23 protein-coding genes are annotated in these 24,642 nt (G+C 66.3%); 2 read left to right on the forward strand and 21 right to left on the reverse strand.

Annotation, left to right across the window (positions count from 1 at the left end; translation table 11 throughout):
- Nucleotides 1–2: 2 nt before the first annotated feature.
- From lysS to BM004_RS04420, 3 genes are all read right to left on the reverse strand, one after another.
- On the reverse strand, nucleotides 3–1,586 hold the full coding sequence (gene lysS, locus BM004_RS04410; RefSeq protein WP_177206344.1) for a lysine--tRNA ligase: 1,584 nt from the start codon (nucleotides 1,584–1,586) through the stop codon (nucleotides 3–5).
- Between the two features lie 124 nt (nucleotides 1,587–1,710).
- On the reverse strand, nucleotides 1,711–2,334 hold the full coding sequence (locus BM004_RS04415) for an LON peptidase substrate-binding domain-containing protein (RefSeq protein WP_093211502.1): 624 nt from the start codon (nucleotides 2,332–2,334) through the stop codon (nucleotides 1,711–1,713).
- A 36-nt stretch (nucleotides 2,335–2,370) separates the two neighbouring features.
- The gene (locus BM004_RS04420; protein WP_093211504.1) at nucleotides 2,371–3,336 is read right to left on the reverse strand and encodes a glycosyltransferase family 2 protein; all 966 of its coding nucleotides are present in this window, start codon (nucleotides 3,334–3,336) and stop codon (nucleotides 2,371–2,373) included.
- 89 nt (nucleotides 3,337–3,425) lie between these two features.
- Between BM004_RS04420 and BM004_RS04425 the strand changes: the two genes are divergently transcribed.
- Nucleotides 3,426–3,986: a YggT family protein gene (locus tag BM004_RS04425; RefSeq protein ID WP_093124112.1), complete on the forward strand. Its 561-nt coding sequence runs from the start codon at nucleotides 3,426–3,428 to the stop codon at nucleotides 3,984–3,986.
- A gap of 93 nt (nucleotides 3,987–4,079) precedes the next feature.
- Here BM004_RS04425 and accD read toward each other — a convergent pair whose 3' ends face one another.
- The 18 genes from accD to BM004_RS04515 all read right to left on the reverse strand — a co-directional run bounded on the left by accD (nucleotide 4,080) and on the right by BM004_RS04515 (nucleotide 23,469).
- Nucleotides 4,080–4,952 carry an acetyl-CoA carboxylase, carboxyltransferase subunit beta gene (gene accD / locus BM004_RS04430; protein WP_093124114.1) on the reverse strand — a complete coding sequence of 291 codons (873 nt, stop codon included), beginning with the start codon at nucleotides 4,950–4,952 and terminating at the stop codon, nucleotides 4,080–4,082.
- 66 nt (nucleotides 4,953–5,018) lie between these two features.
- Nucleotides 5,019–5,864 carry a tryptophan synthase subunit alpha gene (gene trpA, locus BM004_RS04435; RefSeq protein ID WP_093211506.1) on the reverse strand — a complete coding sequence of 282 codons (846 nt, stop codon included), beginning with the start codon at nucleotides 5,862–5,864 and terminating at the stop codon, nucleotides 5,019–5,021.
- Nucleotides 5,864–7,141, reverse strand: coding sequence for a tryptophan synthase subunit beta (gene trpB / locus BM004_RS04440; protein WP_093124119.1), 1,278 nt, complete (start codon nucleotides 7,139–7,141; stop codon nucleotides 5,864–5,866). Before trpB ends, trpA begins: the two co-directional genes overlap by 1 nt.
- A gap of 47 nt (nucleotides 7,142–7,188) precedes the next feature.
- On the reverse strand, nucleotides 7,189–7,890 hold the full coding sequence (locus BM004_RS04445; protein WP_093124123.1) for a phosphoribosylanthranilate isomerase: 702 nt from the start codon (nucleotides 7,888–7,890) through the stop codon (nucleotides 7,189–7,191).
- Nucleotides 7,887–8,699 (reverse strand): tRNA pseudouridine(38-40) synthase TruA, encoded by an 813-nt coding sequence (gene truA / locus BM004_RS04450; protein ID WP_093211508.1) that lies wholly within the window; start codon nucleotides 8,697–8,699, stop codon nucleotides 7,887–7,889. The genes BM004_RS04445 and truA overlap by 4 nt, the downstream gene beginning before the upstream one ends.
- Before the next feature lie 41 nt (nucleotides 8,700–8,740).
- A complete protein-coding gene (locus BM004_RS04455; RefSeq protein WP_093211510.1) occupies nucleotides 8,741–11,596 on the reverse strand; it encodes a FimV/HubP family polar landmark protein in 2,856 nt (951 codons plus the stop codon).
- A gap of 168 nt (nucleotides 11,597–11,764) precedes the next feature.
- Nucleotides 11,765–12,934, reverse strand: a complete 1,170-nt coding sequence (asd, locus tag BM004_RS04460; protein ID WP_093124130.1) for an aspartate-semialdehyde dehydrogenase — start codon at nucleotides 12,932–12,934, stop codon at nucleotides 11,765–11,767.
- A 90-nt stretch (nucleotides 12,935–13,024) separates the two neighbouring features.
- The gene (gene leuB, locus BM004_RS04465) at nucleotides 13,025–14,113 is read right to left on the reverse strand and encodes a 3-isopropylmalate dehydrogenase (RefSeq protein WP_093211512.1); all 1,089 of its coding nucleotides are present in this window, start codon (nucleotides 14,111–14,113) and stop codon (nucleotides 13,025–13,027) included.
- A 37-nt stretch (nucleotides 14,114–14,150) separates the two neighbouring features.
- Nucleotides 14,151–14,807: a 3-isopropylmalate dehydratase small subunit gene (gene leuD, locus BM004_RS04470; protein ID WP_093124135.1), complete on the reverse strand. Its 657-nt coding sequence runs from the start codon at nucleotides 14,805–14,807 to the stop codon at nucleotides 14,151–14,153.
- 17 nt (nucleotides 14,808–14,824) lie between these two features.
- A complete protein-coding gene (gene leuC / locus BM004_RS04475; RefSeq protein ID WP_093124138.1) occupies nucleotides 14,825–16,246 on the reverse strand; it encodes a 3-isopropylmalate dehydratase large subunit in 1,422 nt (473 codons plus the stop codon).
- A gap of 61 nt (nucleotides 16,247–16,307) precedes the next feature.
- The gene (locus tag BM004_RS04480; RefSeq protein ID WP_093124141.1) at nucleotides 16,308–17,252 is read right to left on the reverse strand and encodes a LysR substrate-binding domain-containing protein; all 945 of its coding nucleotides are present in this window, start codon (nucleotides 17,250–17,252) and stop codon (nucleotides 16,308–16,310) included.
- A 177-nt stretch (nucleotides 17,253–17,429) separates the two neighbouring features.
- Nucleotides 17,430–18,740, reverse strand: coding sequence for a citrate synthase (gene gltA / locus BM004_RS04485; RefSeq protein ID WP_093124143.1), 1,311 nt, complete (start codon nucleotides 18,738–18,740; stop codon nucleotides 17,430–17,432).
- Nucleotides 18,741–18,764: 24 nt separating this feature from the next.
- Nucleotides 18,765–19,079: an FAD assembly factor SdhE gene (locus BM004_RS04490; protein ID WP_093124145.1), complete on the reverse strand. Its 315-nt coding sequence runs from the start codon at nucleotides 19,077–19,079 to the stop codon at nucleotides 18,765–18,767.
- 28 nt (nucleotides 19,080–19,107) lie between these two features.
- Nucleotides 19,108–19,809 carry a succinate dehydrogenase iron-sulfur subunit gene (locus BM004_RS04495; protein ID WP_093124147.1) on the reverse strand — a complete coding sequence of 234 codons (702 nt, stop codon included), beginning with the start codon at nucleotides 19,807–19,809 and terminating at the stop codon, nucleotides 19,108–19,110.
- Between the two features lie 29 nt (nucleotides 19,810–19,838).
- Nucleotides 19,839–21,647 (reverse strand): succinate dehydrogenase flavoprotein subunit, encoded by a 1,809-nt coding sequence (gene sdhA, locus BM004_RS04500; RefSeq protein WP_093124150.1) that lies wholly within the window; start codon nucleotides 21,645–21,647, stop codon nucleotides 19,839–19,841.
- A gap of 7 nt (nucleotides 21,648–21,654) precedes the next feature.
- A complete protein-coding gene (gene sdhD, locus BM004_RS04505) occupies nucleotides 21,655–22,020 on the reverse strand; it encodes a succinate dehydrogenase, hydrophobic membrane anchor protein (RefSeq protein WP_093124152.1) in 366 nt (121 codons plus the stop codon).
- Between the two features lie 14 nt (nucleotides 22,021–22,034).
- A complete protein-coding gene (sdhC, locus tag BM004_RS04510; RefSeq protein WP_093124155.1) occupies nucleotides 22,035–22,478 on the reverse strand; it encodes a succinate dehydrogenase, cytochrome b556 subunit in 444 nt (147 codons plus the stop codon).
- Nucleotides 22,479–22,710: 232 nt separating this feature from the next.
- Nucleotides 22,711–23,469 carry a GntR family transcriptional regulator gene (locus BM004_RS04515; protein WP_093124157.1) on the reverse strand — a complete coding sequence of 253 codons (759 nt, stop codon included), beginning with the start codon at nucleotides 23,467–23,469 and terminating at the stop codon, nucleotides 22,711–22,713.
- A gap of 183 nt (nucleotides 23,470–23,652) precedes the next feature.
- Between BM004_RS04515 and BM004_RS04520 the strand changes: the two genes are divergently transcribed.
- Nucleotides 23,653–24,639: a malate dehydrogenase gene (locus tag BM004_RS04520; RefSeq protein WP_093124159.1), complete on the forward strand. Its 987-nt coding sequence runs from the start codon at nucleotides 23,653–23,655 to the stop codon at nucleotides 24,637–24,639.
- The last annotated feature ends 3 nt before the right edge of the window (nucleotides 24,640–24,642 follow it).

Here is a 24,642-nt window from a genome sequence, read left to right on the forward strand (position 1 = left end):
GCTCAAGATTCCCTGCGCAGCGCCGGGAACAGGATCACGTCGCGGATGCTCGGCGAGTCTGTCAGCAGCATCATCAGGCGGTCGATGCCGATGCCGCAGCCGCCGGTGGGCGGCATGCCGTATTCGAGCGCACGCACGAAGTCGTGGTCGTAGAACATGGCTTCGTCGTCGCCGCTGTCCTTGGCGGCCACCTGCGCGTTGAAGCGCGCGGCCTGGTCCTCGGCGTCGTTCAGCTCGCTGAAGCCGTTGCCGAACTCGCGCCCGGTGATGTACAGCTCGAAGCGCTCGGTGACTTCGGGGCGCTCGTCGTTGGCGCGCGCCAGCGGCGAGATCTCGGTCGGGTGCTCCATGATGAAGGTCGGCTGCCAGAGCTTCTCTTCGACGGTTTCCTCGAAATACATCACTTGCAGGCTCGCAAGGCTGCGCTGCGAGAGCTTGTCCTTTTCTTCGCTCAGGCCGAGCTTGCGCAGGGCGGGGATGAGCCAGGCGCTGTCGTCCACGCCCTGGGCCACGCCCTCGGCTTCGGTGTACTTGAGGATCGCTTCGCGGATCGTCAGGCGCTCGAAGGGCTGCGTCAGGTCGACCGGCTTGCCGCCGTAGGTGAGCTGCTGCGTGCCCACGGCCTTGTCGGCGATGGTGCGGATCAGCGTCTCGGTGAAGTCCATCAGGTCGCGGTAGTTCCAGTAGGCCGCGTAGAACTCCATCATCGTGAACTCGGGGTTGTGCCGCACCGAGATGCCCTCGTTGCGGTAGCTCCGGTTGATTTCGAACACGCGCTCGAAGCCGCCGACGATCAGGCGCTTCAGGTACAGCTCGGGCGCGATGCGCAGGAACATCTCCTGGTCGAGCGCGTTGTGGTGCGTCTTGAACGGCTTGGCATTCGCGCCGCCCGGGATCGGGTGCAGCATGGGCGTCTCGACCTCGAGGAAGTCGTTGGCCACCATGAACTCGCGCAGCGCGCTCACGGCCTTGCTGCGCGCGGTGAAGCGCACGCGGGCCGACTCGTCGGTGATCAGGTCGACGTAGCGCTGGCGGTACTTCTGTTCCTGGTCGGCCATGCCGTGGAACTTGTCGGGCAGCGGCCGCAGGCTCTTGGTGAGCAGGCGCAGTTTGGTGACCTTGACCGACAGTTCGCCGGTCTTGGTCTTCATCAGCGTGCCTTCGGCACCCAGGATGTCGCCCAGGTCCCAACGCTTGAATTCGGCGTAGGTTTCCTCGCCGACCGCGTCGCGCGTCACATACAGCTGGATGCGGCTGGTGGCGTCCTGCAGCGTGGCGAAGCTGGCCTTGCCCATGACGCGCTTGAGCATCATCCGGCCCCCGACGCTCACCGCGACGGCTTGCGCCTCGAGGGCCTCGGCCTCGGTGGCACCATGCGCCTCGACGAGTGCCGCGGCGCGGTGGCCCGGCTTGAAGTCGTTCGGGAACGCAACGCCTTTACCCTCGGCCTGCGCCGTGCGCAGCAGCTTGAGCTTTTCGCGGCGTTCGGCGATGAGCTGGTTTTCGTCGACGGCGGGCGTGGTGGCGGCCGGTGCCGCTACAGGCGTAGACGGCGTGGGAATGGGAGGGGTCAGGTGATCGGACATGGGAGGCGGGTGGCGCGCATCCGGGAGCGTGCGCGGGGCTGGCATTTTAGCCCATCGGATTTGAAGAAAAGCCGGCCCTATCGCCCGTCAATCCTGCGCGATACGCTATGAAAAAAGTAGCAACTCATTCAGTGATACCGGTACGTGCGAGCAGATCGCTGACCAGTTCGAGGCGCATCAGCGGGCTGTCGAGTTCCATCAGGCGCTGGCGCAGTTCGAGTTGCATCGGCACCAGCTCGCACCAGCGGTTGGCCACCCAGCCGCAGTCGCCGAGCCGGTAGGGCTCGCCGATGGGCAGGCGCACGGCCTCGCCCTCGGCGCGACGACGCTCCTCGAGGGTGTCGATCAGGCGCTGCAGCGCGGTGGCGGTGTGCTTCAGGTCGTCGGGGATCTCGAGCGCGACGTCGTCGGCCACGGGGTCCACCTCGGCGATCCACAGGCCGTGCTTCTGCAGTTCGGTGCTGCGGATGCGAAAGCGCTGCGTGCCCACGCACTCGATCTGCAGCAGGCCGCTCTGCGGCGATTCGAATTCCCGGATCGAGGCCAGCGTGCCGACGGCGGCAAAGCTCTCGGCCTCGGCGCCGGCCTTGCGCACCTCGCTGCCGCTGGTGAGGCTCACCACGCCGAAGGGCAGGTCGGCCTTGCGGCACTTGCCGATCATGTCGAGATAGCGCACCTCGAAGATGCGAAGCGGCAGCAGGCCGCCGGGGTAGAGGACCGTTCCGAGCGGAAAAAGAGGAAGGGGCACGTTGAGGGGGCCCGGGCTGTGAACCTCGGGCCGAAGTCAGTGGGATTGAAAGACCAGGTCGAGCACTGCCGCGTGCTCCGCGCGCAGTATCCCGCGCGCCTCGAAACCCTGCCGCGCGCGGTTCAACAGGCTCAGGACGCACGCCTGGCAACCTTCGGCGCTCTGGCCCCAGCGGGTGTCGATCTCGGACAGCGCGCTGCGCGCCGCGCGGTGCACATCGACCATGTGGGCCAGCGTCTGGGGCATGTCCTCGGCCATGCGGTACAGGCTCAGCAGGTGCTCGCATTCGCGCCCGCTCAGCCGCGGGAACAGCAGCGGCAGGAAGCGGCGGTAGATGCGGTCCTTGGAGGCGTAGAGCCGGTCGAGCCGCAGGGTGCGCGAGGTCATGTTCGCGTGGATGCGGTAGCGCGTGAGCGGCTCGGGCAGGTTGGCGAAGCGTGCGCCATGCAGCATGCAGTCCATCCAGAAACCGAGGTCGTCGACCACGTAGAGGTTCGGGTCGAAGCGCAGGGCGTGCGCGCGGTAGAAATCCAGGCGCCCGAGCGTGCTCTGGTTCGCCAGGTACTCGGCGCCCAACACCATGCGCGCCTTGATGGTCGCGTCGTCCAGCGGCAGGCCGGTGATGCCTGCTTCGTCCTGGAAATGCTCGAGCTGGCTGCCGACCACGGTGATGTCGGGGTGGCTCTCGAGAAAGCCGACCTGCCGCGCGAAGCGCTCGGGCATGGCGCAGTCGTCATGGTCGACGCGCGCCAGGTACTTGCCCTGCGCCATCGCCATGGCGATGTTCATGTTGGTGGGCAGGCCGACGTTGCAGGCGTTGCGGTGCCGGCGGATGCGCGGGTCGTCGAAGGCGGCCAGGCGCTCCCAGGTGCCGTCGGAGCTCGCGTCGTCCATGACCAGCAGTTCGAAGTCGGTGAAGGTCTGCGCCAGCAGCGACTGCACGGTTTCGATGACGAGCTCGCCGCTGTTGCAGGTGGGCAGGACGACGCTCAGCAAAGGCATGGTGTTCCGTAGGGCAGTGTGAGTGGCGACGGGGCGCTTGTGGGCCAGAATCGGAGCAGTCGTGCAACCGCACCTTTCTCCCAACCGACATGTTGTACCAGATACCCTCGTTCCTCCTCGACGTGATCATCGGGCTGCTCGGCGGCGCCTGCCTGCTGCGCCTCTACATGCAGTACCACCGTGTGCCCTTCGGCAATCCGCTGGGGCGCTTCGTGTTCGCCATCACCGACTGGATCGTGCTGCCGCTGCGGCGCATCGTGCCGTCGGTGAAGCGCTGGGACCTCGCGAGCCTGATCGCGGCCTGGCTGCTGGTGATGCTGAAGTTCCTGCTGCTGTGGCTGCTCATCGGCAACCTGGGCCACATCGTGACCCTGCCGCTGGTGTCGCTGGTCGGGCTGATGCAGCTGGCCGTCTCGGGCCTGACGGCGCTGCTGGTGGTCTATGCGGTGCTGTCGTGGATCCCGGGTGCCTCGCCGATGCTGCTGGACCTGATCTCGCGCCTGGCCGACCCGCTGGTGCGGCCGTTTCGCCGCTTCATTCCGCTGATCGGCGGGGTCGACCTGTCGCCGCTGGCCGCCATCGTGGTGCTGCAGGTGATCGCGATCGTGCTGGGCAACCTGCTGGTGTTTGCCTACCAACTGACGTTCTGAACCTGCACCGCGCAGGAAAAAGGGCCCGGATGCATCGCACCCGGGCCCTTTTGCATTGGCTGCGCTTGCGCGCGGCTTCGGCTTCCTGTTCGATCAGCTGACCGCGTCGGCCGGCTGGCGCAGCAGCATGGCCAGCGTGCTGGCGATGGTCTTGCGCAGTTCGCGGCGGTCGCTGATGAAGTCGATGGCGCCCTTGGTCTGCAGGAACTCGGCGCGCTGGAAGCCTTCGGGCAGCGTCACGCGCACGGTCGATTCGATCACGCGCGGACCGGCAAAGCCGATCAGCGCCTTGGGCTCGGCGATCACCACGTCGCCCACGAAGGCGAAGCCGGCCGACACGCCGCCCATGGTCGGGTCGGTCAGCACGCTGATGTAGGGCAGGCCCTTCTTCGCCAGGCGCGTGAGCGAGGCGTTGGTCTTGGCCATCTGCATGAGCGAGAGCAGGCCTTCCTGCATGCGCGCACCGCCGGTGGCGGTGAAGCAGATGAAGGGCACCTTCTGCTCGATGGCGGTCTCGACGCCGCGCACGAAGCGCTCGCCGACCACGCTGCCCATGCTGCCGCCCATGAATTCGAACTCGAAGCAGGCCACGACCACGTTGATGCTGTGGACCGAGCCGCCCAGCACGACCAGCGCGTCGGTCTCGCCGGTGTTTTCCAGGGCTTCCTTCAGGCGCTCGGGGTACTTGCGGCTGTCCTTGAACTTCAGGGCGTCGACCGGCAGCACTTCCTGGCCGACTTCGTAGCGGCCCTCGGCGTCGAGGAACGCGTCGAGCCGCGCGCGGGCGCCGATGCGGTGGTGATGGCTGCAGCTGGGGCAGACATTCTGGTTGTGTTCGAGGTCGGTCTTGTACAGAACGGTCTCGCAGGCGGGGCACTTGATCCACAGGCCCTCGGGCACCTGGCGGCGCTCCGACGGGTCGGTTTGTGCGATCTTGGCGGGTAGCAGTTTTTCAAGCCAGCTCATAGGACTCCGAATTAGCTCCCCTCTCCCGCAGGGCGGAAGAGGGGCTGGGGGTGAGGGCAACCGCGATTATCGGCCAGCCGCGTTCTTGGGGGTAGCGGCGGGCAGGGCGTCGAGCGCCTCGCGGATGCCCGCGAGGAATTCACGCACCGCCGGCACCACGCGTTCGCGCGGCTGGTCTTCGACGAGTTGAATGATCCTGGTGCCGATCACGACCGCATCGGCGGCCGAGCCGACCGCCTGCGCCGTGCGCGCGTCGCGGATGCCGAAGCCCACGCCCACCGGGATGCTCACGTGCTGGCGGATGCGCGGGATCATCCGGCCGACCGCCTCGGTATCGAGGTGGCCGGCACCCGTCACGCCCTTGAGCGACACGTAGTACACGTAGCCGCTCGCCATGCGCGCGACCTGCGCCATGCGCTCGTCGGTGCTGGTGGGCGCCAGCAGGAAGATCAGGTCGATGCCGGCGGCCTTCAGCTCGGCCGCGAAGGCTTCGCATTCTTCCGGCGGATAGTCGACCACCAGCAGGCCGTCGACGCCGGCCGCGGCCGCGTCGCGGACGAAGGCCTGCTTGCCGTGCACGAGGTCGTAGCGCTCGACCGGGTTGGCATAGCCCATCAGCACCACGGGCGTGGCCGTGTCCTTCTGGCGGAAGGCGGCCACGATGGCCAGCACCTGCTTCATGCCGATGCCCAGCGCCAGCGCGGCTTCGCCGGCCTTCTGGATCACGGGGCCGTCGGCCATCGGGTCGGAGAAGGGCACGCCGAGCTCGATCACGTCGGCACCGGCCTCGACCATGCCGTGCATCAACTCGGGCGTGATGTCGGCGAAGGGGAAGCCCGCGGTGACGTAGGGAATGAGGGCGCGGCGGCCGTCTTTCTTCAGCGCGTCGAAGGTGGCGGCAATGCGGCTCATCACTTGCCTCCCTTCACGCTCAGACCGCGCATCGAAGGCCGGTCGTAGAAGTCGACGCCCGACAGGTCGGCCACGGTGCCGATGTCCTTGTCGCCGCGGCCCGAGAGGTTCACCAGGATGGACTGGTCGGGGCGCATGGTCTTCGCGAGCTTCATGGCATAGGCCACGGCGTGGCTGGATTCGAGCGCGGGGATGATGCCCTCCGTCCGGCACAGGTAGTGGAAGGCCTCGAGCGCCTCCATGTCGGTGATGCCGACGTACTCGGCACGGCCGATGTCCGCCAGGTACGCGTGCTCGGGGCCCACGCCGGGGTAGTCGAGACCGGCGCTGATGCTGTGCGTCTCGGTGATCTGGCCGTCTTCGTTCTGCAGCAGGTAGGTGCGGTTGCCGTGCAGCACGCCGGGGCTCCCGCGCAGGATGGACGCCGAATGCTTGCCGCTGTCCAGGCCTTCGCCCGCGGCTTCCACGCCGATCAGGCGCGTGCCCGCGAACGGAATGTAGGGGTGGAAGATGCCCATCGCGTTGCTGCCGCCGCCCACGCAGGCGACGACCACGTCGGGCTGCTTGCCTTCGGCTTCGCCGGTGATTCCGTCGGCGGCCAGCATGGCGGGCATCTGGTCGATGCATTCCGTGCCGATCACGCTCTGGAAGTCGCGCACCATCGTCGGATACGGGTGCGGGCCAGCGACGGTCCCGATGATGTAGAAGGTGTTTTCCACGTTCGTCACCCAGTCGCGCATCGCCTCGTTGAGCGCGTCCTTCAGCGTCTTGCTGCCCGACTCGACCGGCACCACGGTGGCGCCGAGCAGGTTCATGCGATAGACGTTGGGGCTCTGGCGCTTCACGTCCTGGCTGCCCATGTAGACCACGCATTCGAGGCCGTAGCGCGCGCAGATGGTGGCCGTGGCCACGCCGTGCTGGCCGGCGCCGGTTTCGGCGATCACGCGGGGCTTGCCCATGCGGCGCGCGAGCATCGCCTGGCCGATCACGTTGTTGATCTTGTGCGCGCCGGTGTGGTTCAGGTCTTCGCGCTTCAGGTAGATCTGCGCGCCGCCCATTTCGCGGCTGGTGCGCGCGGCGTGGTAGATCGGCGATGGACGCCCGACGAAGTGCTTCAGCTCGTAGTGGAATTCGGCGAGGAACGCCGGATCGTCCTTGAACTTCGCATACGCGTCGCGCAGTTCGTTGATCGCGTGGGTGAGCGTTTCGCTCGCGAAGGTGCCGCCGTAGTTGCCGAAGTGGCCGGTGGCATCGGGTTGCTGGTAATTGCTTTGCATGGTTCTCGATCGATGGGCCGCAGCCCGATAGCGATCGGCTGCGGCGGCTAACTGGAGAAGGACGCGTCGGCTGCCCTGACGGCTGCGACGAATTGCCGGATCTTTCCGGCGTCCTTGAGGCCCTTGTTCCCCGGGCCGTCGACTTCGACGCCCGAGCTCACATCAACGGACAGCGACTTGCAGCGCGTCCGCAGGATGCGAATGCCATCGCTCACGTTTGCAGGTGTGAGCCCACCACTCAAGACGAGGTGAGCGTCGACGGCGGGTGGAAGAAGTGACCAATCGAAAGCCTTGCCGCCACCGCCATAACCTTCGACATGCGCGTCGAGCAGGATGGCCTGGGCGTGGGAGTAATCGGACGCGTATTTTACGAGGTCGAAGCCGGCTCCGGCAGCCCCCAGTGGAATGCGCGCGGCGCGCATGTAGCGAAAGCGACCAGGGCCGCTGGCCTCCTCGCACTCTCCGGGCGACTCTTCGCCGTGGAATTGGGCGATGGCGCCCTTCACACATGAGAGTGCTGCTATGACTTTGGGAGCATCCTCGTTCACGAACAACAGCACGGGCGTGATGAACGGGGGCAGGCGCGAAGCCAGTTCGGCGGCGCGCCCGGGCGTCACGGCGCGGGGGCTTTTCGGGTAAAGAACGAAACCGATGGCGTCGGCGCCGGCTTCGACCGCCGCATCGACGTCGGCCTCACGCGTCAGGCCACAGATCTTGATGCGGGTTCGGGGAGGGCAGGTCGCGGTCATGGCGGGCCATCATACGGAGCCCCGCCGGCCTGCAGCGTGGCCTCGGCCGGCAGACCCCATTTGGCGTCGTACATCGGACCCACGAAATAAAGGCCGTCCGCGGAGAACGTGGGCGCCGCCACCTTGCGGCTGCGCGCTGCCAGCACCTCGGAGATCCATTCCACGCGCTCGTCGCCGCGGCCGATGCGCACCAGGCAACCCATCAGGTTGCGGATCATGTGGTGCAGGAAGGCATCGGCCTCGAACTCGAAATGCCAGCGGCAGCGCTCGCCGTCGCCCATGCGCGTGATCTCGATGCGCCGCAGGTCCTTGACCGGCGAGCGCGCCTGGCAGGCCGAGGCGCGGAACGAACTGAAATCATGCTGGCCAACCAGCAGCGCGGCCGCGGCGCGCATCGCGTCGCCATCGAGCGCATGCATCGACCAGCCGACGCGGCCCGCGTCGAGGCTGGGCCGCACCGGCGATTGCGAGAGCACGTAGAGGTAGCGGCGCGCCAGGGCGCTGGCGCGGCAATGGAATTCGTCGGGCACCGGGTGCGCCCACTGCACGGCGATGTCGCCGGGCAGGAAACGGTTGGTACCGCGCATCCAGGAGAAGGGTTCGCGCTCGACGGTGGTGTCGAAGTGCACCACCTGCATCAGCCCGTGCACACCGGCGTCGGTGCGGCCGGCGCACAGCGTGCCGATGGGCTGCGCGGCGAATTTCGTGAGGGCCGCTTCGAGCTTGTCCTGCACCGTGCGGCCCGAGCGCTGGCTTTGCCAGCCCTCGTACGCCTGGCCGTTGTAGCGGATGCCAAGCGCCAGCCTCAAGACGCCAGCCTCACGAATTCAGGAACGACAGGGACAACAGCTCAGCGCAGCTCGGCGAGCAGTTGACGGGCTTGCGTCTTGAGGTCGCCGGCGCTTTCGGCTTCGACTTCCTCGACCAGCGAACGGGCGCCTTCGACGTCGCCGATGGCTTGCAGCTCGCGTGCCAGCGAGAGCTTGACGGCGTGCGGGCTCTCGTCGCCGTGGTCGTCATCGTGCGAGATCGGCGAAGGACGCGTCGTTTCCGCCGAGCGCGACGGGGCGGCCGCGGTCGGTGCCGTTGCGGGCAGGCCGGCCAGCGCGCTCATGTCGAATTCGATGAAGCCCGAGTCGGCCGGCAGCGCATTGCGCAGCATGGCAGGACGGGTGTTGTCGATGTCGGACAGCGAGCCGGGCAGGGTGTTGGGCGTCAGCGCGCCGGGCGCGGTGTCGAAATCGTTCTCGAGATCCACGGGCGTCGCGGCATGGCCGTTCGACAGCGGCGGCGCGGGGCGTGCCGTGGTCGGAGCGGGTGCGTAGGCCGACTTCGGCAGGCTGGCGCCGACCGGTGCGTGGTTCTGGGCCGGTGCCGGAGCCGGTGCCGGCGGCGTGGTCAGGTCGAGATCGAAGTCCAGCGGTGCGACCGAAGGCACGAAGGCGGGCGGCGCCGCGACGGCGACCGGCGGCGCTGCAGGCGGAGGCGGCACGGCGACCGGCTTGGCGGCCGAGGCCAGAGCGCCGGCAAAGGCGGCCGTTTCGGCGGCGCTTGCGCTGCCGCTGCGGGACGTGCCCGATTCGTACAGCGGGTTGCCCGGATCGAGATCCTTGCCCATGTCGACCACGCGGTTCCAGTCGGAACCCAGGCCGCCCGTCAGCTTGTGCACTTCGGTGGCCAGGCTTTCGTAGGCACGCACGTCGCGGCGCTTGGCGTGGATTTCGAGCAGCTTCAGGTGGATGGCGGTGCGGTCCGGGTTCAGGCGCAGCGCTTCGCGCAGGATTTCTTCTGCCTGCAGGTCGCGGCCATAGGCCAGGTACACGTCGGCTTCGGCCACGGGATCGACATCGCCCGCGTCGAGCTGGCTCGGCGAGTACGACAGCGACGACACGGTGGAGTCGCCACGGTTCTTGGTGTCGACCGATTCGCCGCCGCTGGCGCCGAAGAACGAGTCCTTCGGAATGCGGCTTTCGAGGAACACGCTTTCGCTCATTTCCTCGCGGCGGCGGCCCAGCACGCGGTACAGCAGGAAGCCGATCAGCAGCGCGATCAACGCGCCACCGGCGAGCATCAGCGGGTTGTCGAGCAGTTCCTCGAGGAAGGTGGGTTCCGGCGGGGGCGGCGGTGCCACGACCTTCTTGGCAGCCGGCTTCGGGGCCGCGGGTGCGGCCACTGCGGCGCTGGCGGCGGCCGTTGCGGGCACGGCTGCGGCGTCGGTGCCTGCTGCAACTGCGCCGGCAGCGGGCGGCGTCTCGACGGCAACCGGGGCTGCGGCGACGGCTTCGGGCGTGGGGGCAGCCGGTGCCGGTGCTGCTGCGGCGGGCGTTGCTGCAGCGGCAGGTGCCGGAGCAGCCACCGGTGCCGGCGCGGGGGCCGCGGCAACAGGGGCAGGGCTCGCGGCTGCGGGCGTCGGGCTCGCGCCGGTGGACGGCGCGGGAACCGGGATGCCCGGCGTGGACGCTGCGGGCGCAGCGGCGGCAGGCGCCGTGGCACCGGCACCGCTGCCGGACTTGAGCTTGTTCAGCTCGTTGATGTTCTTCGACAGTTCCGCGACGCGGGTGCTGTTGTCCTGCGCCTGGCGGGTTTGCGCAACCTTGTCGTCGGCGGCGCGGGTGGAGGCGCTGCCTTGCGAGATGGTGAGCTTGTCGGGGGCGCTGGCCGCGGCATTGCGGTCTTCGACGTTGGCCTGCAGCTTGCCCGAGGCCTTGCGGCTGGCGGCCGCCACGTTCGACGTGGGGGCGTTCTCGGCCAGGCGCTGGCGGTAGCTGCCGAAATCGCGGCTTTGCGCGGTCACGGTGCGGCGCGCTTCCGCGGGCGGCACGGCCGACGCTTCGGCCGAGCCCGGCAGGTCGAGCACCGCGCCGGCGCGCATGCGGTTGATGTTGCCGCCGACGAATGCGTCGGGGTTGGCCAGCAGCAGCGCGACCAGCATCTGGTCGAGCGACACGTCGGCCGGCTTGTGGGCGCCGGCGATCTTGCTGGCGGTGTCGCCGCGCTGCACGGTGACCTGTTCGCCGCCACCACCGCTGGTGCGGACCGGTGCGGTTGCCGTGGCAGGGGCTGCGGCGGCGGGTGCCGGTGCCGGCGCAGCAGTGGCGGGCGCGTCGGGCGCCGTTGCCACCACTGGGGGCGCGGCACGCTCGCGGCGTGCACGTGCCGCCGACGTGGAGCGTTCGACGGGCGTTGCGATCTGGGGTGCGATGGGCGCTGCTGCAGCCGCCGCGCTTGCGGCAGCCTGGCGCGCGGTCGGCGGGTCGAGCAGCACGGTGTAGTCGCGCACGATGCGGCCCGACGAACCGTTGGCTTCGAGCAACAGGTCGATGAACGGATCGTTCAACGGGCGGTTGCCGCTCAGCCGCACGACGTACTGGCCGCCGGCGCGGCGTTGCAGCGTTGCCTTGACGTCGCTGAGCGCCGAGTTGTAGGGGACGCCGGCGCTCTTGAACGCAGCGGCGGTCGCGATGTTGATCTTCAGACCTTCCGCCTCGTTGGCGGCTATTTCGGTCACGTCGATCTCGGCACGCAAGGGCTCGCCCAGCGCCGACTGCACCTTCAGCTGACCCAGCGCGAAGGCGCTGGCATCGGTGCTGGCGATGCCCAGGGCCACGGCTGCCGCCGCGCCAAGGATGGAGAGACGCCAGCCGTTGGACGGGAGGGGCGGGCGAGCGGCCGATGGGCTGGCCGCAGGCAACAGATGTCTTGTCATGCTGATAGGGGCGGCTCAGGCCCAGAATTTGTAAGAGGACGTTAGCATCAACACCAGGCACTGACAAGGCAATGCGCCTGTTCTACCCAGTGCGCGCATACTTACGAACACATTGACTGTTGCCATATGGCAACAATTCTTGTTTCAAAAGGCCCTGAGCAGTCCGCATCAGGCTTCTAGCAAGATCCGCAGCATGCGGCGCAGCGGTTCGGCGGCACCCCACAGCAACTGGTCGCCGATGGTAAAGGCGCCCACGTATTCCGGGCCCATGGCCAGCTTGCGGATGCGGCCGACCGGAATGTTCATGGTGCCCGTCACCGCCACCGGCGTCAGGTCCTTCACGGTGGCTTCGCGCGTGTTCGGCACGACCTTCGCCCAGGGGTTGTCGGCAGCGATCATCGCCTCGATGTCGGCCAGCGGCACGTCCTTCTTGAGCTTGAAGGTCAGGGCCTGGCTGTGGCAGCGCATGGCGCCGATGCGCACGCAGAAGCCGTCGACCGGCGTGGCGGCGGTGCCGAAGCCCGCGCCCTGGCCGAGGATCTTGTTGGTCTCGGCGCCGCCCTTCCACTCTTCCTTGGACATGCCCCATTCGGCATCGTCCTGGCTCTTGCCCAGGCCCAGGTCCTTGTCGATCCAGGGGATCAGCGAGCCGCCCAGAGGCGCGCCGAAGTTGGCCGTTTCAGCGGCGCTGAGGTTCTGCTGCTTGTGCAGCACCTTGCGGTCGATCTCGAGGATGGCCGACTTCGGGTCGTCCAGCAGGGCGCGCACTTCGGCGTTGAGCGTGCCGAACTGGGTCAGCAGTTCGCGCATGTGCTGCGCGCCGCCGCCCGAGGCCGCCTGGTAGGTCATGCTGGTCATCCACTCGACCAGGCCGGCCTTGTAGAGGGCGCCCACGCCCATGAGCATGCAGCTCACGGTGCAGTTGCCGCCGATCCAGTTCTTGCCGCCCTTGGCCAGCGCGTTCTCGATCACCGGCAGGTTGACGGGGTCGAGCACGATGATCGCGTCGTCCTTCATGCGAAGGGTGGAGGCGGCATCGATCCAGTGGCCGTTCCAGCCGGCGGCGCGCAGCTTGGGGAACACCTCGCTGGTGTAGTCACCGCCCTGGCAGGTGATGACGATGTCGCACTTCTTCAGTGCCTCGATGTCGTTCGCATCCTTCAGCGCGGTTTCGTTCTTGGCCATCGCCGGGGCCTTGCCGCCCGCGTTGGAGGTCGAGAAGAAGATCGGTTCGATGAGACCGAAGTCGCCTTCGGCCTGCATGCGGTCCATCAGGACCGAGCCGACCATGCCGCGCCAGCCTACGAGGCCGACCAGAGGTTGAGATGCGTTCGCCATTTCAGTTTGCCCTTATGAAAAAAGAAAAGTTGTCTTTTTTTTGCCCCCGACTCGTCGAGCCGGGGAGGGGCGTGACGAAGCGGGCTGCGGTTAGCCGGTAATCGTCTTTTTGGTGATTGCTGCAACGACCGCGTCGCCCATTTCGCGGGCGCCGACGCGCTTCGTGCCTTCCGACCAGATGTCGCCCGTGCGCAGCCCGGAGGCCAACACGTGCTTCACCGCCGACTCGATACGGTCGGCAGCCTCGGGTTGGTTGAGTGAGAAGCGGAGCATCATGGCAGCGGACAGGATTGTAGCCAAAGGATTGGCAACCCCTTTGCCAGCAATGTCGGGCGCGCTGCCGTGGCTGGGCTCGTACAGGCCCTGGTTGCTCGCATTGAGCGAGGCCGAGGGCAGCATGCCGATGGAGCCGGTGAGCATCGCGGCCTCGTCCGAGAGGATGTCGCCGAACATGTTGCCGGTGACCACCACGTCGAACTTCTTGGGCGCCTTCACGAGCTGCATGGCCGCGTTGTCGACGTACATGTGGTCGAGCTCGACGTCCGGGTACTCCTTGCCGATCTCGGTGACGATGTCCTTCCAGAACTGGAAGGTCTCGAGCACGTTGGCCTTGTCCACGCTGGTCACGCGCTTGCTGCGCTTGCGGGCCGCTTCGAAGGCCACGCGCGCGATGCGCTCGACCTCGGGGCGCGAGTAGCGCATCGTGTCGAAGGCTTCCTCGGCGCCCGGGAAGTGCCCGTCGACCGCCGTGCGGCGACCGCGCGGCTGGCCGAAGTAGATATCGCCGGTCAGCTCGCGAATGATCAGGATGTCCAGGCCCGCGATCAGCTCGGGCTTCAGGCTCGACGCGTCCACCAGCTGCTCGTAGCAGATGGCCGGGCGGAAGTTGGCGAACAGGCCCAGGTTCTTGCGCAGCCCCAGGATGGCCTGCTCGGGCCGCAGCGGGCGGTCGAGCTTGTCGTACTTCCAGTCGCCCACGGCGCCGAACAGCACCGCGTCGGATTCCTTGGCCAGCTTGAGCGTCGACTCCGGCAGCGGATGGCCGTGTGCCTCGTAGGCCGCACCGCCGACCAGCGCCGATTCCATCTCGAACTTCAGGTCGAGCACGTCGAGCACCTTGACGGCCTCGGCCACGATTTCGGTGCCGATGCCGTCACCCGGGAGAACTGCGATTTTCATTTTTGTCGTGTGTTGAAGAGATGAAAGAGAGCGACGCTCAGGCGTTCGCGAGCATCGTATGCGCGAGCCACGGCTTCTGCGCCAGGCGCTCGGCCTCGAAGGCCTTGATCTTGTCCTTGTGGCGCAGCGTGAGGCCGATGTCGTCCAGCCCGTTGATCAGGCAGTACTTGCGAAAAGCCTGCACGTCGAACGCGAGTTCGCCGCCATCGGGCTTCACCACCACCTGGCGTTCCAGGTCGATGGTCAGCGAGTAGCCGGGGAAGGCTGCGGCCTCGTCGAACAGCTGGGCCACCTGGGCTTCGGACAGCACGATCGGCAGCAGGCCGTTCTTGAAGCTGTTGTTGAAGAAGATGTCGGCGTAGCTCGGCGCAATGATCGCGCGGAAGCCGTACTGGTCGAGCGCCCACGGCGCGTGCTCGCGCGACGAGCCGCAGCCGAAGTTCTTGCGCGCCAGCAGCACCGAGGCGCCCGCGTAGCGCGGCTGGTTCAGCACGAAGTCGGGGTTGGGCTTGCGGCTCGCAGGGTCCTGTCCCGGGAAGCCGGCGTCCAGGTAGCGCCATTCGTCGAACAGGTTCACGCCGAAGCCGGTCTTCTTGATCGACTTCAGGAACTGCTTGGGAATGATCGCGTCGGTGTCGACGTTCTCGCGGTCCATGGGGGCCACGAGGCCCTTGTGCACGGTGAATTTCTGCATGTGAATCTCTTGTGTGTTCAGGCGAACGTACGAACGTCGACGAAGTGGCCGTGCACCGCGGCGGCGGCGGCCATGGCCGGGCTCACGAGGTGGGTGCGGCCGCCGGCGCCCTGGCGGCCTTCGAAGTTGCGGTTGCTGGTCGATGCGCAGCGTTCGCCGGGTTCCAGGCGGTCGGCGTTCATGGCCAGGCACATCGAGCAGCCGGGCTCGCGCCATTCGAAGCCCGCGGCCTTGAAGATCACGTCGAGCCCTTCGCGCTCGGCCTGTTCCTTCACCACGCCCGAGCCGGGCACGACCATCGCGAGCTTCACGTTCTTCGCGACCTTCTGGCCCAGCTTCTTCACCACGGCCGCGGCTTCGCGCATGTCCTCGATGCGGCTGTTGGTGCACGAGCCGATGAACACCTTGTCGATGAAGATGTCGTTCATGGCCTTGTTGGGCTCCAGGCCCATGTAGACCAGCGCGCGCTCGATGGCGCCGCGCTTGCTGGCGTCCTTTTCCTTGTCCGGATCGGGCACGCGGCCGTTGATGTCGACCACCATCTCGGGCGAGGTGCCCCAGGTCACTTGAGGAGGGATGGTGGCTGCGTCGAGTTCGACCACGGCGTCGAAGCTCGCGCCCGGGTCGGACTGCAGCGTGCGCCAGTAGCCCACGGCCTGTTCCCATTCCACGCCGGTGGGCGCGAGCGGGCGGCCCTTGACGTAGCTGATGGTCTTCTCGTCCACCGCCACCAGTCCGGCGCGCGCGCCGGCTTCGATGGCCATGTTGCAGACCGTCATGCGGCCTTCCATGCTCAGGTCGCGAATGGCCGAGCCCGCGAATTCGATGGTGTAGCCCGTGCCGCCGGCGGTGCCGATCTTGCCGATGATGGCCAGCACGATGTCCTTGGCCGTGCAGCCCAGGGGCAGCTTGCCCTCGACCTTCACGAGCATGTTCTTCGCCTTCTTGCCCAGCAGCGTCTGCGTGGCCATCACGTGCTCGACCTCGCTGGTGCCGATGCCGTGCGCCAGCGCGCCGAACGCTCCGTGCGTGGAGGTGTGCGAGTCGCCGCAGACCACGGTCATGCCCGGCAGCGTCGCGCCCGACTCGGGGCCGATCACGTGCACGATGCCCTGGCGCTTGCTCAGGAACGGGAAGAACGCGGCTGCGCCGAACTCGGCGATGTTGTGGTCCAGCGTGGTGACCTGTTCCTTGCTGGTCGGGTCGGCAATGCCTTCATAGCCGCGCTCCCAGCCGGTGGTCGGCGTGTTGTGGTCGGCCGTGGCCACCACCGAGCTGATGCGCCACAGCTTGCGGCCGGCTTCGCGCAGGCCTTCGAACGCCTGGGGGCTGGTCACTTCGTGCACCAGGTGGCGGTCGATGTAGAGGATCGCGGTGCCGTCGTCCTCGGTGTGGACGACGTGTTCGTCCCAGATCTTGTCGTAGAGCGTGCGTGCCATGTCGTTCTCTTGTCTTTCGTGGGGAAATGGATTGTCTTGTGTGCGGGGCTTCGAATGCGTTTCAAGCCGCAAGTTGTTCCGTGCCGTCCGCTGCCGCATGCAGGTGGTTCACCAGCGAGCGCGCCGCCACCGGCAGGGTGGAAAAGTCGCGCGCCACCAGGCGGATCTCGCGGGCCGCCCAGGCGTCATTGAGCGCCACGCTCGCCAGGCCGCGGCCGATGCCGTTCTGCATGAGCTCGAACGCGCGTTGCGGCATCACGCCGATGCCCAGGCCGTTCTCGATCATCCGGCACATCGCGTCCAGCCCCGTCACGTGGATGCGCAGCTTGATGCTGCGGCCCGCGTCCAGCGCGGCCTCGTGCATGGCGACGTAGATCGAGCTGTTGGTGTGCAGGCCGACGTGGTCGAAGTCCAGCGAGTCGATGAAGTCGATGCTGTCCTGCGCCGCCAGCACGTGCCCCGTGGGCACGATCAGCGCAAGGCGGTCGTGCCGGTACGACAGGCTCTGCAGCTCGCCCGCGCCGCCGGCCACATGGCACACGCCGAGGTCGGCCGCGCCTTCCTGCACCGCGCGGATCACCTCGCTGCTGAGGTGTTCTTCGAGGTCGATCTTGATGGCTTCGTGGGCGCGCGTGAACACGCCCAGGTCTTCGGGCAGGAACTGCACGATGGCCGAGATGTTCGCGTGCACCCGCACGTGGCCGCGCACGCCGTCGGCGTATTCGCTGAGCTCGCCCTGCATCTTCTCGAGGCTGTAGAGCACCGAGCGGGCGTGGTGCAGCAGGCTTTCGCCGGCGGGCGTGAGGTCGACGCCGCGCGCATGGCGGTAGAGCAGGGTGGTGCCGAGCGTGGCTTCCAGGTCGGACAGCCGCTTGCTGATGGCCGAGGCCGCAATGAATTCGCGCTCCGCCGCGCGGCCGATGCTGCCCAGCTCGCAGACGGCAACAAACAGCTGCAGCGACGTGAGGTCGATGCGGCGGGCGAAGTTGCGTTCTGACGTGCTCATGGGGTGGGGGCATCGCGTTCTGCGATGAGATGGCTATTTTCTCGCTGTTTTCATGCCATTGCCATCGTGATATGAGATGGCATTGCTGCCGGCCCGCGAAGAGGGGCCTGCCGAACGGGCAATAAAAAAGCTGCCCGAAGGCAGCTTTTTGAGGGGAGCAATCGCTCGGCGGGCCGATCAGCGGGCCGAGATTGGCTTCACGTCGCGCTTGGGCGAGCCTTCGAACAGCTGGCGCGGACGGCCGATCTTGTACTCGGGATCGCCGATCATTTCGTTCAGCTGGGCGATCCAGCCGACCGTGCGGGCCAGCGCGAAGATCGCGGTGAACAGCGGCACCGGGATGCCGATGGCGCGCTGCACGATGCCCGAGTAGAAGTCGACGTTCGGGTACAGCTTGCGCGACACGAAGTATTCGTCTTCCAGGGCGATCTTTTCCAGTTCCTTGGCCAGCTTGAACAGCGGGTCGTTTTCCAGGCCCAGCTCGGTCAGCACTTCGTTGCAGGTTTCCTGCATCAGCTTGGCGCGCGGGTCGTAGTTCTTGTACACGCGGTGGCCGAAGCCCATCAGCTTGACGTTCGAGTTCTTGTCCTTGACCTTCTTGATGAACTCGCCGATCTTCTCGACGCCGCCTTCCTTCTGGATGTCGTACAGCATGTTCAGTGCTGCTTCGTTGGCGCCGCCGTGGGCCGGGCCCCAGAGGCAGGCCACGCCGGCCGCGATGGCCGCGAAGGGGTTCGTGCCCGACGAGCCGCACAGGCGCACCGTCGAGGTCGAGGCGTTCTGCTCGTGGTCTGCGTGCAGGATGAAGATGCGGTCGAGCGCGCGCTCGAGCACCGGGTTCACCTTGTACTCTTCGCACGGCGTGGCGAACATCATGTGCAGGAAGTTGCCTGCGTAGCTCAGGTCGTTCTTCGGGTACATGTACGGCTGGCCGATCGTGTACTTGTACGCCATGGCCACCAGCGTGGGCATCTTCGCGATCAGGCGGATCGCGGCGATCTCGCGGTGCTCGGGATTGTTGATGTCCGTGCTGTCGTGATAGAAGGCCGACAGGGCGCCCACGAGGCCGGTCATGATGGCCATCGGGTGGGCATCGCGACGGAAACCGCGCAGGAAGAACTGCATCTGCTCGTTCACCATGGTGTGGTTCGTCACGACCTTGGTGAAGTTTTCCTTCTTGGCCTGGTCCGGCAGTTCACCGTACAGCAGCAGGTGGCAGGTTTCGAGGAAGTCGCAGTTGGTGGCGAGTTGCTCGATGGGGTAGCCGCGATACAGCAGTTCGCCCTTGTCGCCATCGATGTACGTGATGGCCGACTGGCAGGCCGCGGTCGACATGAAGCCCGGGTCATAGGTGAACATGCCGGTCTGCGCGTACAGCTTGCGGATGTCGATGACGTCGGGACCGACGGTGCCCTTGTAGATCGGCAGATCAACGCTGTCGCCGCCGTTGCTGAACGACAGCGTGGCCTTGGTATCGGATGCTTTCATTTCGGTTTACTTTCAGAGGTGGATTCAGGACGAAGGAGAAATCGCGGGACGCTGAGCGCCGTCGGTGCGCATCAGCTGCAGCAATGCGACCACCTCGGCCCCGGCCCATTCGGGCTCGGGCTCCTTTCTACGGAGAAGGAGGTCGAGGAGGTCGTTGTCCGACAGGTCCATCAATGTCTCCATCGCTCCCGCTTGACCCACGGTCATGCGGGCTTCGTGCCGCTCGAAGAAGCGGGCGATGAACAGGTCGTTCTCGAGCAGTCCGCGCCGGCAGCGCCATTTGAGCTTGCTCAGCGCACGTTCGCTGAGCAACTGGGCGGAGTCGGCGGCGGGTTGCATGGTGGCGTCAGGCAGATGAAGCAGTCGATTAGATGGCGCGACGCACCATCAATTCCTTGATCTTGCCGATGGCCTTGGTCGGGTTGAGGCTCTTCGGGCACACGTCCACGCAGTTCATGATCGTGTGGCAGCGGAACAGGCGGTACGGGTCTTCCAGGTTGTCCAGGCGCTCGGCGGTGGCTTCGTCGCGGCTGTCGGCGATGAAGCGGTAGGCCTGCAGCAGGCCGGCAGGGCCGACGAACTTGTCGGGGTTCCACCAGAAGCTCGGGCAGCTCGTGGAGCAGCTCGCGCAAAGAATGCACTCGTACAGGCCGTCGAGCTCTTCGCGCTCTTCGGGCGACTGCAGGCGCTCCTTCTCGGGCGGCACGTTGTCGTTCTGCAGGTACGGCTTGATCGAGTTGTACTGCTTGAAGAACTGCGTCATGTCGACGATCAGGTCGCGAATGACGGGCAGGCCCGGCAGCGGCTTCAACACGATCGTGCCCTTGAGCGTGAGCATGTTGGTCAGGCAGGCGAGGCCGTTCTTGCCGTTGATGTTCATCGCGTCGGAGCCGCAGACGCCTTCGCGGCACGAGCGGCGGAACGACAGCGTGGGGTCCTGTGCCTTGAGCTTCATCAGGGCGTCGAGCAGCATGCGTTCGTGGCCGTCGAGTTCGACCTCGACCGTCTGCATGTAGGGCTTGGCGTCCTTGTCCGGGTCGTAGCGGTAGATCTGGAATGTGCGCTTCATCGTATTGACCTTTTAAATGCTCTTTGTTCTTAGAACGTGCGGACCTTGGGCGGCACCGAGGCCACCGTCAGCGGTTGCAGCTTGACGGGCTTGTACGAGAGGCGGTTGTCCTCGCTGTACCAGAGCGTGTGCTTCATCCAGTTGGCGTCGTCGCGGCCCAGCGGTGCGACCGGATCGTCCGCGGGACGCTCGTAGTCTTCCACCGTGTGCGCGCCGCGGCATTCCTTGCGGGCCGCGGCCGAGACCATGGTGGCTTGCGCCACTTCGATCAGGTTGTCGACTTCCAGCGCTTCGATGCGCGCGGTGTTGAACACCTTCGACTTGTCCTTCAGGCCGATGGCCTTGACGCGCTCGCGCACGGCGGCGATCTTGACCACGCCTTCGTCCATCGAGGCCTGCTTGCGGAACACGGCGGCATGCTGCTGCATGACGGCGCGGATCTCGCCGGCCACGTCCTGCGCGTACTCGCCGTCGGTGGTCGCCTCGAGACGGTTCAGGCGCTCCAGCGTGCGGTCGGCCGCGTCGTTGGGCAGGGCCTTGTGTTCCTTGAGCTTGTCGTTGAACTGCACGATGTGGTTGCCGGCCGCGCGGCCGAACACCAGCAGGTCGAGCAGCGAGTTCGTGCCCAGGCGGTTGGCGCCGTGCACGCTCACGCAAGAGCATTCGCCCACTGCGTAGAGGCCGTTCACCACGGCGCTGTTCTCTTCACCCTTCTGGATGACGACCTGGCCGTTGATGTTGGTCGGGATGCCGCCCATCTGGTAGTGGATGGTGGGCACCACCGGGATCGGTTCCTTGGTGACGTCGACGTTCGCGAAGTTGATGCCGATCTCGTACACCGAGGGCAGCCGCTTGTGGATCGTGTCGGCACCCAGGTGGTCCAGCTTCATGTGGATGTAGTCCTTGTTCGGACCACAGCCACGGCCTTCCTTGATTTCCTGGTCCATCGAGCGCGACACGAAGTCGCGCGGTGCCAGGTCCTTCAGCGTGGGCGCATAGCGCTCCATGAAGCGTTCGCCGTTGCTGTTCAGCAGAATGGCGCCTTCGCCGCGGCAGCCTTCGGTCAGCAGCACGCCCGCGCCGGCCACGCCGGTGGGGTGGAACTGCCAGAACTCCATGTCCTGCAGCGGGATGCCCGAGCGCGCGGCCATGCCCAGGCCGTCGCCGGTGTTGATGAAGGCGTTGGTGGACGCGCCGAAGATGCGGCCTGCACCGCCGGTGGCGAGCAGCACGGTCTTGGCCTGCAGGATGTGCAGGTCGCCGGTTTCCATTTCGAGCGCGGTCACGCCGACCACGTCGCCTTCGTCGTCACGGATGAGGTCGAGCGCCATCCATTCCACGAAGAACTGGGTGCGCGCTTCGACGTTCTTCTGGTAGAGCGTGTGCAGCATCGCGTGGCCGGTGCGGTCGGCCGCGGCGCAGGCGCGTTGCACGGCCTTTTCGCCGTAGTTGGCGGTGTGGCCGCCGAACGGGCGCTGGTAGATGGTGCCGTCGGGGTTGCGGTCGAACGGCATGCCGAAGTGTTCGAGCTCGTACACGACCTTCGGTGCTTCACGGCACATGAACTCGATCGCGTCCTGGTCGCCGAGCCAGTCGGAGCCCTTGATCGTGTCGTAGAAGTGGTAGTGCCAGTTGTCCTCGCTCATGTTGCCGAGCGATGCGCCCACGCCGCCCTGGGCAGCCACGGTGTGCGAACGCGTGGGGAACACCTTGGACAGCACGGCCACGTTGAGGCCGGCACGTGCGAGTTGCAGCGAGGCGCGCATGCCGGAACCGCCGGCACCGACGATCACGACGTCGAACTTGCGCTTGGTGATTTTTTCTTTTGTGTAAGTCATGGTGGGGTCAGATCTTCCAAAGCACTTGAATGGCCCAACCCGCACAACCGACAAGCCAGACGATGGTGAAAATTTGCAGCACGAGACGGATGCCGACAGGCTGGACGTAGTCCATCCACACGTCGCGCATGCCGACCCACACGTGATAGAGCAGGGCGACGATCACGGAGAACGTCAGGACCTTCATCCACTGCGCGGCGAAGATGCCGGCCCAGAGGTCGTAGCCGATGGGGCCGCGCGAGAAGATCAGCTGCGCGAGCAGGATGATCGTGAAGAGGGCCATCAGGCCGCCGGTGATGCGCTGGCTGAGCCAGTCGCGCAGACCGTAGTGCGCGCCGACGACGATGCGCTTGGAGCCGTAGTTCACAGACATGGATTGGCTCCTTCTCAGTACAGGCCGAACAACTTGGCGCCGAGCACCACGGTGAGCAGGATGCTCAGGGACAGCGTGACCAGGGCGGAGCTGTGTCCGAACTCCTTGGTGACCGCTGCGTGGCTCACGTCCATCCAGAGATGGCGCAGGCCGGCGATGAAGTGGTGCAGGTAGGCCCAGATGAGCGCGAGTGCGACCAGCTTGAAGAACCAGCCCGGAGCGAAGCCGATGCCGACGTTGAACGCGCCCTTGAATTTCGCGAACGAATAGTCAGATGACAGCGACGTGTCGAACATCCAGATGATGAACGGCAGCAGCAGGAACATCAGCACGCCGCTGACGCGATGCAGGATCGACACGATGCCGGCCGGCGGCAGCCGGTACGTCGTGAGGTCGGTGAAGGCATTGATGTTGCGGAATTCGCGACGTGGCCGAGGAGGAGTTGCAAGCTCTGTCATTGGGGGATTGCTTTCGTGGCTTGGTGACTTGTTGGCTTGTTCTGAGAGCGAACGCTTTTGTTTCTTATGCGGAAATGCAAACAACGCAAAATTCTATTGCAATGCACCATCGGGCAGCGGACGCGTCCGAGTCAGCGCACCGTTGCAGTCGGATGCTATTGACTTCGTAGCGCGTTGGACATGCTGTGCGGGGGTCTGCGCGAGACCGGATTCTTCCTTCGAATGCATCGGATCAGCCCAGCTGGTTCCTGTAATGGTGCGTGTCGGTGCGATAGAGGCCGCGTCGCAGCTCCATCGGCATGTCATGGTAGGTGTGCGCGACACGTTCCACGCTCAGCAGGGGCATCTGGCGGGGAACGTCGAGCAGCTGCGCCTGTTCGGCATCGGGCAGCACGGCGCGGATTTTTTCCTCGGCTCGCACCATGCGCACGCCGAACTCGGTCTCGAACAGCGCGTACATCGGGCCGGGCCAGGCGCGCAGGCGCTCGGCAGTCAGGCCCTTGAAGGGCGTGCCGGGCAGCCAGAGGTCTTCGAGGATGGTCGGCACGCCGCCATAGGCGAGCACGCGGCGCACCTGCAGCACCGCGTCGCCGGTGCGCAGGCCGAGCGCGCGTGCCACGTCGGCCGAGGCGCGCAGGCGCTTGCAGTCGACGATGGTGCGCACCGCGGGGCCCTCGGTGCTCGGGTCGCCGGCATCGGGCACGAGCTTGAGGAAGCGGTACTGCACATGCTGCTCTGCATGCGTGGCCACGAAGGTGCCCTTGCCCTGGCGGCGCACCACCAGGTTTTCGCCCGAGAGTTCGTCGATGGCCTTGCGCACCGTGCCCTGGCTCACGCGGTAGCGCGCCGCCAGGTCCATCTCGCTCGGGATGGGTTCGCCCGGCTTCCACTCGCCCGCCTGCAGGCTCTGCAGGATCAATGTCTTGATCTGCTGGTAGAGCGGACTGAAGGACGGCGTCGTGGGCTCGTCGAGGAGGGTGGGCGTGTTCATGGCAGCGGTGGGGTGCGCCGTGGCGGACCTCCAGAGGATATCTTATATAAGACATAAGACGGCCCTCATTGAATCGGCTTAAAATGCTGCGGGTCTCGCGCTGCGGGAAGGTATTTCCATCCCGCAGGACCCTGGCGCCCCACGAGAGCGCCGCACCGTTTCATCACCTTCTGGAGTCTTCCCATGAGCAAAAAGCCCGTCCGCGTTGCCGTTACCGGTGCCGCCGGTCAAATCGGTTACGCCCTGTTGTTCCGTATCGCATCCGGTGAAATGCTCGGCAAAGACCAGCCGGTCATTCTCCAACTGCTCGAAATCCCCGACGAGAAGGCCCAGAAGGCGCTCAAGGGCGTGATGATGGAGCTCGACGACTGCGCCTTCCCGCTGCTGGCCGGCATGGAAGCCCACGGCGACCCGATGACCGCCTTCAAGGACGCCGACTACGCACTGCTGGTCGGTTCGCGTCCCCGCGGCCCCGGCATGGAACGTGCCGAACTGCTGGCCGTGAACGGCGCCATCTTCACCGCGCAGGGCAAGGCCCTGAACGCCGTTGCCAGCCGCAACGTCAAGGTGCTGGTGGTCGGCAACCCCGCCAACACCAACGCCTACATCGCCATGAAGAGCGCGCCGGACCTGCCGCGCAAGAACTTCACCGCCATGCTGCGCCTGGACCACAACCGTGCCGCCAGCCAGATCGCCGCCAAGACCGGCAAGGCCGTGGCCGACATCGAAAAGCTCACCGTGTGGGGCAACCACTCGCCCACGATGTACGCCGACTACCGCTTCGCCACCATCAACGGCGAAAGCGTCGCCAAGATGATCAACGACCAGGAATGGAACGCCAACACGTTCCTGCCGACCGTCGGCAAGCGCGGCGCGGCCATCATCGAAGCACGCGGCCTGTCGTCGGCTGCCTCGGCCGCCAACGCCGCCATCGACCACATGCGCGACTGGGCCCTGGGCACCAACGGCAAGTGGGTCACCATGGGCATCCCGTCGGACGGCCAGTACGGCATTCCGAAGGACGTGATGTTCGGCTTCCCCGTCACCTGCGAAAACGGTGAGTACAAGCTGGTCGAAGGCCTGGACATCGACGCATTCAGCCAGGAACGCATCAACAAGACGCTCGAAGAGCTCGAAGGCGAACGCGCCGGCGTCGCTCACCTGCTGTAAGGC

The organism is Variovorax sp. OK212 (assembly GCF_900112425.1).
Taxonomy (GTDB): domain Bacteria; phylum Pseudomonadota; class Gammaproteobacteria; order Burkholderiales; family Burkholderiaceae_C; genus Variovorax.